Source organism: Kribbella sp. NPDC050124, assembly GCF_044460355.1.
Classification (GTDB): domain Bacteria; phylum Actinomycetota; class Actinomycetes; order Propionibacteriales; family Kribbellaceae; genus Kribbella.
This window is the reverse complement of sequence record NZ_JBITJU010000002.1, coordinates 398,213-410,508: the sequence shown is the minus strand read 5'-3', so window position 1 is coordinate 410,508 and position 12,296 is coordinate 398,213. Positions and strand designations below refer to the sequence as shown.

17 protein-coding genes are annotated in these 12,296 nt (G+C 69.4%); 6 read left to right on the top strand and 11 right to left on the bottom strand.

The window, feature by feature from the left end; translation table 11 throughout:
* Positions 1-84: 84 nt before the first annotated feature.
* From ACIBL3_RS08825 to ACIBL3_RS08785, 9 genes are all read right to left on the bottom strand, one after another.
* Positions 85-699, bottom strand: coding sequence for a MerR family transcriptional regulator (locus ACIBL3_RS08825; protein ID WP_396352679.1), 615 nt, complete (start codon positions 697-699; stop codon positions 85-87).
* 206 nt (positions 700-905) lie between these two features.
* Positions 906-1,400, bottom strand: a complete 495-nt coding sequence (locus tag ACIBL3_RS08820; RefSeq protein ID WP_396352678.1) for a bifunctional nuclease family protein — start codon at positions 1,398-1,400, stop codon at positions 906-908.
* A 102-nt stretch (positions 1,401-1,502) separates the two neighbouring features.
* A complete protein-coding gene (locus ACIBL3_RS08815) occupies positions 1,503-2,198 on the bottom strand; it encodes a MerR family transcriptional regulator (protein ID WP_396352677.1) in 696 nt (231 codons plus the stop codon).
* On the bottom strand, positions 2,185-2,721 hold the full coding sequence (locus tag ACIBL3_RS08810; RefSeq protein ID WP_396352676.1) for an FHA domain-containing protein: 537 nt from the start codon (positions 2,719-2,721) through the stop codon (positions 2,185-2,187). Before ACIBL3_RS08810 ends, ACIBL3_RS08815 begins: the two co-directional genes overlap by 14 nt.
* A gap of 177 nt (positions 2,722-2,898) precedes the next feature.
* Complete coding sequence (gcvH, locus tag ACIBL3_RS08805; protein ID WP_396352675.1) at positions 2,899-3,282, bottom strand: glycine cleavage system protein GcvH; 384 nt, start codon at positions 3,280-3,282, stop codon at positions 2,899-2,901.
* Positions 3,283-3,322: 40 nt separating this feature from the next.
* Positions 3,323-4,309, bottom strand: a complete 987-nt coding sequence (locus ACIBL3_RS08800) for a DUF881 domain-containing protein (protein ID WP_396352674.1) — start codon at positions 4,307-4,309, stop codon at positions 3,323-3,325.
* A 1-nt stretch (position 4,310) separates the two neighbouring features.
* Positions 4,311-4,643: a small basic family protein gene (locus ACIBL3_RS08795; RefSeq protein ID WP_360529296.1), complete on the bottom strand. Its 333-nt coding sequence runs from the start codon at positions 4,641-4,643 to the stop codon at positions 4,311-4,313.
* The gene (locus tag ACIBL3_RS08790) at positions 4,640-5,485 is read right to left on the bottom strand and encodes a DUF881 domain-containing protein (protein ID WP_396352673.1); all 846 of its coding nucleotides are present in this window, start codon (positions 5,483-5,485) and stop codon (positions 4,640-4,642) included. Before ACIBL3_RS08790 ends, ACIBL3_RS08795 begins: the two co-directional genes overlap by 4 nt.
* Positions 5,486-5,489: 4 nt before the next feature.
* Positions 5,490-6,086: a CDP-alcohol phosphatidyltransferase family protein gene (locus tag ACIBL3_RS08785; protein ID WP_396352672.1), complete on the bottom strand. Its 597-nt coding sequence runs from the start codon at positions 6,084-6,086 to the stop codon at positions 5,490-5,492.
* A 218-nt stretch (positions 6,087-6,304) separates the two neighbouring features.
* On the opposite strand from ACIBL3_RS08785, the gene ACIBL3_RS08780 reads away from it, so the two are divergent.
* From ACIBL3_RS08780 to ACIBL3_RS08755, 6 genes are read left to right on the top strand one after another with little or no spacing between them, the layout of a single operon-like run.
* Positions 6,305-6,673, top strand: a complete 369-nt coding sequence (locus ACIBL3_RS08780; protein ID WP_396352671.1) for a YciI family protein — start codon at positions 6,305-6,307, stop codon at positions 6,671-6,673.
* Positions 6,670-7,851: an RNA polymerase sigma factor gene (locus ACIBL3_RS08775; protein ID WP_396352670.1), complete on the top strand. Its 1,182-nt coding sequence runs from the start codon at positions 6,670-6,672 to the stop codon at positions 7,849-7,851. The genes ACIBL3_RS08780 and ACIBL3_RS08775 overlap by 4 nt, the downstream gene beginning before the upstream one ends.
* Before the next feature lie 19 nt (positions 7,852-7,870).
* Entirely contained in the window at positions 7,871-8,758 is an 888-nt protein-coding gene (locus ACIBL3_RS08770; protein WP_396352669.1) for an alpha/beta hydrolase, read from the top strand.
* A 31-nt stretch (positions 8,759-8,789) separates the two neighbouring features.
* Positions 8,790-9,410: a GNAT family N-acetyltransferase gene (locus ACIBL3_RS08765; protein WP_396352668.1), complete on the top strand. Its 621-nt coding sequence runs from the start codon at positions 8,790-8,792 to the stop codon at positions 9,408-9,410.
* A gap of 57 nt (positions 9,411-9,467) precedes the next feature.
* Positions 9,468-9,962 (top strand): SigE family RNA polymerase sigma factor, encoded by a 495-nt coding sequence (locus ACIBL3_RS08760; protein ID WP_396352667.1) that lies wholly within the window; start codon positions 9,468-9,470, stop codon positions 9,960-9,962.
* A complete protein-coding gene (locus tag ACIBL3_RS08755) occupies positions 9,959-10,816 on the top strand; it encodes a PASTA domain-containing protein (protein ID WP_396352666.1) in 858 nt (285 codons plus the stop codon). The genes ACIBL3_RS08760 and ACIBL3_RS08755 overlap by 4 nt, the downstream gene beginning before the upstream one ends.
* 2 nt (positions 10,817-10,818) lie before the next feature.
* On the opposite strand, the gene ACIBL3_RS08750 is transcribed toward ACIBL3_RS08755, so the two are convergent.
* Together ACIBL3_RS08750 and ACIBL3_RS08745 are read right to left on the bottom strand one after the other, a co-directional pair.
* A complete protein-coding gene (locus tag ACIBL3_RS08750) occupies positions 10,819-11,610 on the bottom strand; it encodes a DinB family protein (RefSeq protein WP_396352665.1) in 792 nt (263 codons plus the stop codon).
* Between the two features lie 34 nt (positions 11,611-11,644).
* Entirely contained in the window at positions 11,645-12,244 is a 600-nt protein-coding gene (locus tag ACIBL3_RS08745; RefSeq protein WP_396352664.1) for a helix-turn-helix domain-containing protein, read from the bottom strand.
* Positions 12,245-12,296: the final 52 nt, after the last annotated feature.

Below are 12,296 nucleotides of genomic sequence, written 5' to 3'. Positions count from 1 at the left end.
CGCGCAGACGCGACCGCGGCCGGGGGTGACAACAAAGTCGCCCACACACCGCGCGGTGAGTGGGCGCTCTGTGGTCAGGGTCGGTCAGCCGGTCATCCGGGCGCGGCGGCGGGCGGCGAGCTCGTCGTTCGCGTGCTGGTCGCCGTCGTCGTGACCGTCGGCGCGCTCGGTCGGGAGCTCGGACAGCGAGCCCTCGACCTCACGCCAGACGCCGCCGAGCGCGATCCCGAACACACCCTGGCCGCCGGCCAGCAGATCGATCACCTCGTCCGGCGAGGTGCACATGTAGACCGAGGCGCCGTCGCTCATCAGGGTGATCTGGGTCAGGTCGTCGATGCCGCGCTTGCTCAGGTGCGCGATCGCGGTCCGGATCTGCTGCAGCGAGATCCCGGCGTCCAGGAGGCGCTTGATCACTTTCAGCAACAAGACGTCGCGGAACCCGTACAGCCGTTGCGTGCCCGAGCCGGTCGCCGGGCGAACCGACGGGGAGACCAGGCCGGTGCGGGCCCAGTAGTCGAGCTGACGGTAGGTGATCCCGGCCGCGGCGCAGGCCGTCGGCCCGCGGAACCCGACGTCCTCCGGCATCGGCCGCAGGTCGTCGTCGAAGAGCAGACCCTGGACGCCGGCGGCAGCGGCCGCCTCGGCGTGCGCTTCGGACGTCGACTGCGCCGTCAGATCCGTGTCGCCGGTGCGTGTCACGCCTGAGCCTCCCTGGGTACCGACTGGAACGGGTCACATCCGTGGAGTGACAACACCCCACAACTCCTTCAAGGTAAGCCGCCGATCAGGGAGGGTCAACGATCACCGCCCTGGTCCGAGAGCGTGTCGCAACCCTGACCTCAATCGTTACCTTGCGTGCCTTGTACCAGACCGTTCAAATCTGCCTCTGCTGACTCGTCAGTAGGTCAGCTCTTGTCGAAGTCTTCCGGGGTCACCTGGTCGAGGAACTCGCGGAACCGTTCGACCTCTTCTTCCTCCTCCACCTCGTCGGCGCCGGCCGTCTCACTCTCCGGCACCGGGATGCCGGCCTCGGCCAGGATCTCCTCGGCGCAGAACACCGGCGTGCCGGTGCGCAGCGCCAGCGCGATCGAGTCCGACGGCCGCGCGGAGATCTCGGTCTTGTCGTCGAACACCAGGATCGCCTCGAACACGCCGTCGGTCAGGTTCACGATCCGGACCTGGCTGAGGGTGTGCCCGAGCACCCGGATGGTCTCGGCGAACAGGTCGTGCGTCAGTGGCCGGGGTGGTTCCATGCCCTGCTGGGCGAAAGCGATCGCGCTGGCCTCGGCCGCGCCGATCCAGATCGGCAGGTACCGCTCGCCCCCGACCTCCCGGAGCAGCACGATCGGCTGACTCGAGGGCATCTCGACCCGGACTCCGATTACGTCGACTTCGCGCACACCTTCAGCCTACTCCGCGGGCCAGCCCCGGGCAGTCCCACGGGTGCGCCGGTGGATAACACAGTGGACAACTCTGGGGACAACTCTGGGGACAAGTCAGGCTCAGCGAGGCAGGCGGGAGCGGACCAGCGCCGCGTGCAACCGGACGGCGAGCGCCGCAAGCTCCTCGGTCTGGCCGGTACGGCGCGGCCCGGTGACCTGCTCGATCAGGCCGGCCTCGCGGTCGGCCGCCGTACGGAACAGGCGCAGGTGCCGCGGCTCGATCCCGTAGCCGGCGAACTCGCCGGCCAGCTTGGCGACCAGAATCGCGTCGCCGTCGTAGTGGTTGCCGCGGGCCACCACCAGCCCGTGGTTCTCCAGCTGGTCGAGCAGCTCGGCCTCGACACCGGCCGCCGCTCGCAGCTCGTCCCGGGTCAGCTTGAGCTCGGTGCCGTAGGCACCGAAGTCCTCGGCGGCCGGCAGCCCGGGGGTCTCCGGCAGCGAGCTCGGGGCCACCGGCGGGCCCACGGCCGCCGGGCGGAGGCCGCGGTCCATCGCGGCGAGGTGCTCCTTGATGATGCGCAGCGGCAGGTACTGGTCGCGCTGCGCGGTCAGTACGTACCGCAGCCGGTCGACGTCGGCGGCGCTGAACTTGCGGTAGCCCGACGCGGTCCGGGCAGGTGTCACCAGCCCCTCGGCCTCCAGGAAGCGGATCTTGGAGATGGTGACACCGTCGAACTCGGCCTGCAGCAGCTGCAGCACCGCACCGATCCCCCTGCCCTCAGCAGGGCCTTCGGCGGACGGCTCAGGCTTGGCCACTGGCGTAGTAGACCAGCCGGTACTTGCCGATCTGGACCTCGTCGCCGTTGTTGAGCTGGACCTCGTCGATCCGGTCGCGGTTCACGTAGGTGCCGTTCAGGCTGCCGACGTCGCGGACCTTCACGCCGTACGCGTCCCGGCGGAACTCCGCGTGCCGGCGCGACACGGTCACGTCGTCGAGGAAGATGTCGCTGTCCGGGTGCCGGCCGGCGGTGACCACGTCGACGTCGAGCAGGAACCGGCTGCCCGCGTTCGGACCGCGCTGGACGATCAGCAGCGCGGACCCGGCCGGCAGCGCGCCGACCGCGGCCTCGTCGTCGGGCGACAGCGGCTCACCGGTGCCGGCGGGCTCGGGCTCGACGCCGATCGGGGTGAGCATCGCGGTGTCGGTGACACCGGGAGTGACGCCGGGTGCTGCCGGGGTTGCCGCCGGGCGGTCCGCGCCAGGGAGCATCGCTCCGCACTGCGAGCAGAACCGGCTGCCCTCGGAGTTCTCGTGCCCGCACTGGTTGCAGAACGGCATGCTGTGATCCTCCCGATCGCCGGCGGTCCGGCGACGTTTTCGATAGACCCCGTATGAACAAGTGTGGACGCCACAACCCGGACCTCAACCCTCTACCAGCGGTTGAGGTCCGGCCAACCTATCAGGAGCCGCCAAGCCGGTGACGGGCGGTGCCCAGGCACTCGGCGGCCGTGGAACTCAGTTCTGGTCGAGCTGGCCCTGGTAGGTCTCGGCGTCCATCAGCGCCTCGACCTCCTCGGCGTCCTCGACCTCGATGTCGAGCAGCCAGCCCTCGCCGTACGGGTCGGTGTTGACCAGGTCGGGCTGGTCGGCCAGGGACTCGTTCACCGCGGTCACGGTGCCGTTCACCGGGGCGAACAGGTCGCTCACACTCTTGGTCGACTCCAGCTCGCCGCAGGCGTCGCCGGCTCGCACCTTGCTGCCGACGTCGGGCAGCTGCACGTACACGATGTCGCCGAGAGCGTCCTGCGCGAAGTCGGTGATGCCGACCCGCACCGGTCCGTCGCCGTCGGCCTTCACCCACTCGTGCTCGGCCGTGTACTTCAGGTCTTCGGGGTACACCTTTGTTCCTCTTTCGCTCAAGTACAGATCTGTCCGTCAGCTACTTGGTCGGGCTAGGCGCCGGGCGAGCGTAACGATGCTCCTCGGGCGCGTGCAAGGCGGTGATCGACACCTGCGGCAGCTCGTTCACCTCGGCCGTTCCGCCCACCTGCGGACCGGTCACCTCACTGACCAGGCCACCGGGGAAGTTGGCCGCCTCGGCCAGGTTGTGCGACTCGCCGATCGCCTCGATCACGTACGGCGAGGTGACCTTCTGGCCGTCGATCCGGATGCCGGGCGAGTCGTCGACGAAGTCGGTGCTGGCCACCACCCGGACCGAGCCGTTGATCTGGATCGCCTCCGCCCCGGCGTCGCGCAGCTCCTCGATCGCGTCCAGCAGGTTGCTGGAGGTCATCTTGCCCTCGGGGTCGTTCAGCGTGATCCGTACCCCCGGGCCCTGGGCCGGCAGGGTGCCGGCCAGGATGCCGAGCACCCGGACCTGCGCCTCGGCCTGCTCGCGGGCGGTCTGCGCCTTGTCCGCGCTGGACTCGAGGGTGTTCTTGCGCTCCTCCAGCTCGGCGATCTCGCTCTCCAGCCGGCGGGTGTTCTGGCCGAGGCCGTCCAGGATCGCGATCAGGTCCTCGCGGCGGGCGTTCTGGTAGCCGTCGTCGGCCCGGTTCACCCGGACCTGGACGACCGCCATGCAGGCGACCAGCGCGAGCACGACGGCGACGATCGCCTGGCCGCGCGACGGCTTGAAGCCGGCCTTCAGCCGGCGCCAGGCCAGGTTCGGCGGCCGCGGCTTCTTCGGCTGCGGCATCGGCGTCGGCTCGGCCGGCAGCTCCGGCTCCGCGACCGGCTCGGCCTTCACCTCGGCCTCCACCTCGAGCTTCACCTCGGGCTTGGCCTCGGCCTCCACCTCGGGCTTGGCCTCGGCCTCCACCTCGGGCTTGGCCTCGGCCTTCACCTCAGGCTCGACCTCGGGCTTGGCCGCGGGCTCGGCGTCGGGCTTCGGCTCGGGCTTGGGGTCCGGTGTCTCGTCAGTCATGTCAGGCCCTGAAGATGTGCCGGCGGATCGCCGCCATGTTGGTGAAGATCCGGATGCCCAGGACGACGACCACGCCCGTGGACAGCTGGGAGCCGACGCCGAGCTGGTCGCCCAGGTAGACGATCAGCGCCGCGATCAGCACGTTGGAGATGAACGAGACGACGAAGACCTTGTCGTCGAAGATCCCGTCCAGGAACGCGCGCAGCGCCCCGAACACCGCGTCCAGCGCCGCCACCACCGCGATCGGCAGGTACGGCTGGGCCCATTCGGGGACGTCGGGCGCGACCAGCAGGCCGACCACGACGCCGATCACCAGCCCGAGTACGGCGATCATCTCGGTCCCACCTTCGCGTAGCGCAACGCGATGGTCGCATCGGCCGGCACCAGCAAGGAGTCCTCCGTCGTGATCGTCATCCGGACATCGAAGTTGCTGACCAGGTACTGCATCCACTGGCCGCCCGAGCTCTGCGCGAACCGGGCCGGCATGGTCGCGGTGTCCCCGATCGCGAGCACCGTGTACGGCGGGGTCAGCGAGCTGTAGTCGACGGTGATCGCACTGCCGGCGCCGCGGATCGCGGTCATCGAGGTGAGCCGGTGGCCGTTCACCGAGATCGCCTCCGCGCCGGACGTCCACAGGCCGTTGACCAGCTGCTGCAGGTCGACGTCGAGCAGCCGGCCTTCCTTGTCGGCGTCCTTCGCGTCGTCCACCACTGCCTTGATCCCCGGACCGGTGGCGGCGACCGCGCCGGTCTGCAGCTCCAGGGTGTCCAGCTGCTGCTGCAGGGCGGCGCCCGAACTGGTGTTGCTCAGTCCGCTGGCCTGCAAGCGCCGTACCTCGTCGGCCAGCTGCATCTGCTGGGTGCGCATCCCGTTCAGCCGGGTGTCGGCCTGGTTGATGCGGGTGATCAGCTCCTTGCGCTGCTTCTCCGCCTCGGGCGCGCTGCGGTAGTTCTGCGAGGCCGCGACGGCGAGCAGGAAGCCGAGCACCAGGGTGGCGGCGATGAGCATGACGCGGTGGCGCGTCCGGGCCGGCTTGCCGTCCTTGTTCGGCCGGGTGCGGGCGGCGACGGCGTACCCCTCGTCGAGCGGGTGGGCCATCAGGTTGTTCAGCAGCGACATCGACGCGTCGACACGCCTCTTGGGTGGGCCTTCCTGCGGTGGGGCTTGCTGTGTCACGGGTCTACCCGGCCGGGTCCTTGATCGGTGGCACGGTCTGGACCAGGTGCCGCAGCTGGGCGAAGTACAGCGCGCCGGCCCAGTAGTACAGCCCGGTGCCCCAGATCGCGAACGCCCAGCCGAACACCCGGGCGAGCATGTTCAGCGTGCTGTCGCCGTCACCGAGCAGCAGCAGCGGAAACGCGTACAGCAGGCAGAAGGTGGCCGACTTGCCGAGGAAGTGCACCGGCAGCGCGTTGAAGCCGCGGCGGTGCAGGGCGGGCAGGGTGAAGGTCAGCAGCAGGTCACGCAGCGGCAGCGCGATCGCCAGCCACCACGGGATGATGTCGCGCAGCGCCAGGCCGAGCACGGTGGCGAAGATGTACAGCCGGTCCGCGACCGGGTCGAGCATCTGGCCGAGCCGGGTGGTCTGGTTCATCCGCCGCGCGATCTGGCCGTCGGCCCAGTCGGTGAACCCGGACACGGCGAGCACCAGCAGCGCCCAGCCGTCCTCCTGCGGACCGAGGATCAGCCACAGGAACAGCGGCACACCCAGCAACCGGAGGAAGCTGAGCGCGTTCGGGATCGTCAGCACCCGGTCGGACACTTCCAAGTCCGGCACGCGACCCCTCCCTCTCTCACCCTGATACCCGTCGTAACTCTACTTGTCCGCCCCGACAGGTTTACGCCCGGCCACTCCGGGGCAGCCCCTGCCTTTCCCCTGATACCAGAACGCCGCCGCTCGGCGCCCGCTACGCCTGCTGCGAACCGGTGACCCGATCGATATCAGAGGGTGATGCTTGTGGTGCCTCTACGCTGACCTGAACGGGAGGAGAGCTGGTGAAGTTCCTGGTGCTGATCTACGGCAATCCGGAGTCCCGGAAGGTGTGGGACTCGCTGACCGACGAGCAGAAGCGGGAGGGGATGGCCGGCTACACGGCGTTGCACGAGGCGCTGGCCGTGCGCGGCGAGCTGCTCGCCTCGGAGTCGCTCGACGATCCCGGGCTGACCAAGCAGGTGCGGGTCCACGACGGCCGGGCACTGACCACCGACGGGCCGTTCGCCGAGGTGAAGGAGCAACTGGCCGGGTTCTACCTGCTCGACTGCGAGAGCATGGAGCGCGCGGTCGAGATCGTGCCGCAGATCCCGGAGGCGCCGTTCAGCATCGTCGAGATCCGCCCGGTCCGGGACCTCGGCGCGCTGATGTGATCGAGGAGCTGCTGCGCGAGCTCGCTCCCCAGGTGCTCGCCCCGCTGGTCCGTCGGTACGGCGACTTCGACGCCTGCGAGGACGCCGTACAGGAGGCTCTGCTCGCGGCGGCGCAGCAGTGGCCGGTGGACGGCGTGCCGGACAACCCGCGCAGCTGGCTGATCACGGTCGCGTCCCGGCGGCGGATCGAGGTGCTGCGCAGCGAGGCAGCACGGGTACGGCGTGAGGAGACGGTGGCGGCGTGGCCGGAGGCGGAGCAGTCGTCCTCGGTCGACGACTCGCTGACGTTGCTGATGCTGTGTTGTCACCCGGCGCTGACGTCGCAGTCGCAGGTCGCGCTCACCCTGCGGGCGGTCGGCGGGCTGACCACCGGTGAGATCGCCCGGGCCTTTCTGGTGCCGGAGGCAACCATCGGGCAGCGGATCAGCCGGGCGAAGGCGAAGCTGCGGGACGCCGGCTTTGCGATGCCGCCGCCGGAGGAGCTGCCGTCGCGGCTGGCCGCCGTACTGCACGTGCTGTATCTGATCTTCAACGAGGGGTACACCGCTTCGTCCGGTGCGTCGCTGCACCGGGTCGAGCTGAGCGCCGAAGCGATCCGGTTGACTCGGCAACTGCGGGAGCAACTGCCTGCCGAGGGCGAGGTCGCCGGGCTGCTGGCGCTGATGCTGCTGACGGACGCACGGCGACCGGCCCGTACGACGGCCGACGGCGCGCTGGTGCCATTGCCGGAGCAGGACCGGTCGCTGTGGAACGCCGACGCGATCGCCGAGGGCACCGAGCTGATCGAGTCGACGCTGCGGACGGCACCGGTCGGGCCGTACCAGTTGCAGGCCGCGATTGCCGCCGTACATGACCAGGCTCGACAGGCTGAGGACACCGACTGGCGGCAGATCCTGATGCTGTACGAACTGCTCGAGTCGGCTGCGCCCGGCCCGATGGTCACCCTCAACCGCATCGTCGCCGTGGCGATGGTGCATGGGCCCGCTCGTGGGCTCGCCCTGCTCGATGACGTGGATCCAGCGTTGAAGGACCACCACCGGGTGGCCGCCGTACGCGCGCATCTTCTCGAGCTGTCCGGCGACCTGCCTGCGGCACGCACCGCCTACCAGCAGGCTGCGCAGCTGACGGGCAGCCTGCCGGAGCAGCGCTACCTGCAATCGCGCGCGGACGCCCTCTGAGGTGGGTCACAATCGAGCCGTGCAGACACCGGAAGCAAGGTACGACGATCTGATCGATCGTGTTGAGGAGTTCTACGAGCAGGGCTTCTATCAGGAGGCTCTTGCTGTGCTCGACGAGGTCGACGACTCTCTGCTTCCCTGGAGGGCCGAGCTGACCCACACGCGGGCTTGTCTGCTCGCCGTACTCGGTCGACCGTCGGAAGCCCTGGCTGCTCTCCAGTCCGCCGCTGCGGCAGGCTCTTGGTGGGTCGACGCGCTTCTGACCGATGACGACGACCTGGCCGGTCTGCAGGAGCTGCCGGGCTTCACCGAGCTGCTCGACTCGTCGCGGAGGCTGCGCACGGATACACCTCCTGCGGCACCGATCCTGCAGTTGCCGGACGGTGCAGTGCAGGGTGTTGTGGTTGCGTTACATGGTGCCGGGCAGCGGGCCACGCATGCGGCGCGGGACTGGGCGAGTGTGCCGGCGCTCGGCTACGCGCTCTTGTCTGTGGAGTCATCGCAGCTGATGTCGCCCATGTACCGCACCTGGCCGTCTCCGGAGCAGGCTCGTGCGGACGTGGCGTCAGCGCTCGCCTCCTTGCCGGCGGACCTGCAGTCGCTGCCTCTCGTTGCTGCAGGGTTCTCCGCAGGCGGCCGGGTGGCGCTCGACTGGGCTCTCACCGGACAGCCGCGGCCTGTTGCCGGCGTCGTCGTACTGGCTCCTGCGCTGCGGCAGCTACCGGACGCGGCGCGGGGTCCGCTGGAGCCGGCGGTGGTGTTGATGGGGACGGACGACGACCTGCGTGAGGCGGTCGAGGGTGACCGGTTGAGTCCCTTCGGGATCACCGTGGAGTGGTTGCCGGGGGTGGGGCACGAGTTCCCGGCGGATTTCGCCGATCGACTCGCGCACGTGTTCCGGAAGTAGAGCGTCCGGAACCCGGGCTAGCCTGCCGAGCATGAACAGGGTGAGCGCGCCGATCGAGGCGGAGCAGTTGACCGTCGTCCCCGCGAACGAGGCCTCCTGGGAGGACCTGCAAGCGGTCTTCGGGACCGCTGACGCTGGGCAATGCCAGTGCCAGCGGTTCAAGATCCGCGGCTGGATCTGGCGTGACTCCTCCCAGGACGAGCGGACCACGATGCTGCAGGAGCAGACCGGCTGCGGCGATCCGACCGCTCCGGCAACGAGCGGTTTGGTCGGGTACGTCGACGACACACCGGCCGGCTGGGTAGCGGTCGAGCCGCGGACGGCGTACCCGAAGCTCCGCACCTCCCGCATCCCGTGGACCGGCCGGTCGGAGGACAAGGACGACGACGGGGTGTGGGCGGTCACCTGCATGGTCGTCCGCAAGGGCTACCGCGGCCGCGGGCTCACCTATCTGCTGGCCCGTGCCACTATCGAGCACGCCCGTACGCGCGGCGCCCGGGCACTCGAGGCCTATCCGATGGTCACCCAAGCCGGCAAGCAGATCACCTGGGGTGAGCTGCATGTCGGGCCGCGCCAGGCCTTCGAAGAGGCCGGCTTCAAGGAGATCACCCGGCCCACTGTGCGCCGTACGGTGATGCGCATCGACTTCTGACCCCCGCTTGGAACCTCGGCCCGGGCCTCGCCTGTCTATACGGTGAGAGGGGGTGGCATGAGCGACGACTTCAGCGAGTACGTGGCGGCGCGGTGGGCGGGGCTGGTGCGCTCGGCGGTGCTGCTTGGGTGCACCCATCCCGAAGCTGAGGATCTCGTCCAGTCCGTGCTCGAACGGTGCCTGCTGAAGTGGCGCAAGGTGCAGGCGGCCGACGACCGGGACGCGTACGTGCACCGGATCCTGGTCAACTCGTTCCTGTCCGCGCGTCGCCGTCGCTGGACCGGCGAGAAGCCGACAGCGACGCTGCCCGAGTACGGCGACGCCGACCACACCACCAACGTCGACGACACCGACGCGATCATGCGTGCCCTCGACCGACTGCCCGGCGACCAGCGCACCGCGGTGGTACTGCGGTACTACGCCCAGCTGAGCGAACAGCAGATGGCTACCGTGCTCGACGTCGCTGCCGGCACCGTGAAGAGCCGACTGTCCAGAGCCGTGAAGGCACTGGCCCAGGACCCGGATTTGACCGAACTGCGGGGAACCCGATGAACGAATCCAAGCTGACCGACCTCCTCGAACGAGCCGCCGAGCGGACCACCGTCGGCCCTCCCCCGATCGACGCGATGCACGCCCGCACCACCCGAGTACTACGCCGCCGCACCGCAGTGGTGTCCGTCGCCGCCGCGCTCGCTGTAGTAGCCGCAGCCGGCGGAACAGCCCTCCTCACCAGACCCAACGCCTCGGACACACCGTCCGTCACATCCACCAGCCCGCAGGTCGCACCCGCCGAAACGCGCCTGGTCGGCGTTGGTCATGCGGCCATCGGAATACCGACCGAGTGGGGCACCAACAAGGAAGCCTGCGGGACGCCGGTGGCCGACACGGTCATGTTCGACGTGGGATTCGTCCATCTCTGCCTGATGCCTCGCCCCGCTGGAGTCGAAAGCGTGTGGATCCTTGACGGCAAGACGCGGTTTTTCGAGTTTGCCGCCGACGAGACCTTCCAGATCGACGGCGTGCGTGCCGAACGTCAGCGCACCAGTTGTGTCAGCGAGTCGTCCGACAAGGTCACGGTGTGCTCGGGCGCCGTGTACCTCCCGTCTCTCGACGTGAAGTTCTACGCGCAGTCGTCGACGAACGCCGCCGAGGTCGACCGGATGCTCGAGCGGATCACGATCGTCCCGGACCGGGTCGGCGTACCGGCCTTCCGCACCTTGGAACCCAAGGACGGAAACTCAGGGGCGAAGTACGCCGACGCACTCCGCGCACTGGGGCTGAAGCCCGACATCCAGACCAGGAAGTGGCCCAGCTACACCCCCGGCGAGCTGATGAGGGTCATGCCGGAGCCGGGCACGATGGTCCGGCCGGGCAGCACGGTCACACTCATCGTGGTCGCGCCCTGACGCTACTGGCGAGACTCCAGGGTGGTGAGGTCGCGGAGGGCGAAGCGGTAGTGCTCGCACTCCTCGTCCATCAGGACACCGAGACAGTCGGCGACGGCGCGGTCCTCCTCGGGGTAGCCGGGTGCGGGTGAGCGTGTGCACAGGCGGCCGAGGTCGGCGTTGGTGAGGTCCTCGAGGACGGCGTTGACCACTGCTTGGCGGTCTGCGCGGGCTTCGAGGACTTCGCCGTACGTCGGTTCGGCGTCGAGGTCGATGCCTAACGTCGCCGCGTCCGCGGGGTTGTAGGCGGTCTGCGGGAGCGTGAGCGGGTGGAACGGTCGCTCCTGGTCGAGGATCGTGCGGCTCACCCAGGAGTCGGTGATCCAGACCAGGTGCCGCAACGTCTCGACGAAGGACCACTCGCCCGCGACCCGCTCGTGACGAACGGACTCGGGCAGCCGCTCGGCGCGGGCGGTCAGCTCCGACCACAGGCCGTTCACCGTCGCCCACATCGCGCGGAAGTCGTCGGCGTTCCCGATGTTCCGCAACTGCACGCGCTCGGGGTGCCGGCGGTCGAGCTCGGCCTCGACGTACTCGGTGACGTCGACACCGTTGACGACCAGGTTGCTCACCCACCCGGAGATGTCGACGTCGACCAGCGCCGCGTCGACGATCTTCACCCCGCTCAGATCACAGTCGACGAACCGCGCGCCGCGCAGATCCGCCACCATGAACGTCGCCCCGCGAAACCTCTCCTCGGCACCGTGGTACCCCGCCGACCACCGATGCGGCCCGAACTGCCCCAGATCGTTCACCGCGCCATTCTCACCCCGCCGCCGACAATTCCGCTCAGGTGGCTGCCGGTGTGCGCCTGGGGGCGGCACGGACGTGGACGCGCTCGCCCTGTTTGCCGATCAGGCTGAGGAACTCGACCGGACCTGCGCTGGTGGCGCCGAACCAATGCGGGGTGCGGGTGTCGAACTCCGCGGCCTCGCCTGGCTCGAGGACGAGGTCGTGGTCGCCGAGGACGAGCCGGAGCCGGCCGTTCAGGACGTAGGCCCAGTCATACCCCTCGTGGGTGCGAAGGTCGGGCACTTGGTCGTCGCGGCCGGCCGGCAGCACGAACTTGTACGCCTGGATGCCACCGGGCCGGCGGGTGAGCGGCAGGATGACCATCCCGTCGCCGCAGGCGATCGGTCGCAGGTTGATCCGCGGGTTGCCGGTGGGCGGCGCGTCGACCAGTTCGTCGAGGGTGACCCCGTAGGCGCCCGCGAGCGGCAGCAACTGTTCCAGCGTCGGCCGCCGCAGCCCTGACTCGAGCCTGGACAACGTGCTGATCGAGATGCCGGTCTCGGCGGCAAGGTCGGCGAGCGTGACCTCGCGCCGCAGGCGCAACTGCTTCAGCCTGGGCCCGACCGCGTCCAGCGTTCTGTTCACCGCTTCAGTCATGTCCTCCAGTTTGCCATTCGGCAACAAGCTTTGCTGATTTGGCAGCTCGCTC

Excerpts from the sequence above, each read along its gene's own strand:
- ACIBL3_RS08810 (WP_396352676.1), bottom strand. The coding sequence starts at position 2,721 with ATGCCGTTCTGCAACCAGTGCGGGCACGAGAACTCCGAGGGCAGCCGG.
- ACIBL3_RS08765 (WP_396352668.1), top strand. The coding sequence starts at position 8,790 with ATGAACAGGGTGAGCGCGCCGATCGAGGCGGAGCAGTTGACCGTCGTC.
- ACIBL3_RS08760 (WP_396352667.1), top strand. The coding sequence starts at position 9,468 with ATGAGCGACGACTTCAGCGAGTACGTGGCGGCGCGGTGGGCGGGGCTG.
- ACIBL3_RS08800 (WP_396352674.1), bottom strand. The coding sequence starts at position 4,309 with ATGACTGACGAGACACCGGACCCCAAGCCCGAGCCGAAGCCCGACGCC.
- ACIBL3_RS08755 (WP_396352666.1), top strand. The coding sequence starts at position 9,959 with ATGAACGAATCCAAGCTGACCGACCTCCTCGAACGAGCCGCCGAGCGG.
- ACIBL3_RS08795 (WP_360529296.1), bottom strand. The coding sequence starts at position 4,643 with ATGATCGCCGTACTCGGGCTGGTGATCGGCGTCGTGGTCGGCCTGCTG.
- ACIBL3_RS08745 (WP_396352664.1), bottom strand. The coding sequence starts at position 12,244 with ATGACTGAAGCGGTGAACAGAACGCTGGACGCGGTCGGGCCCAGGCTG.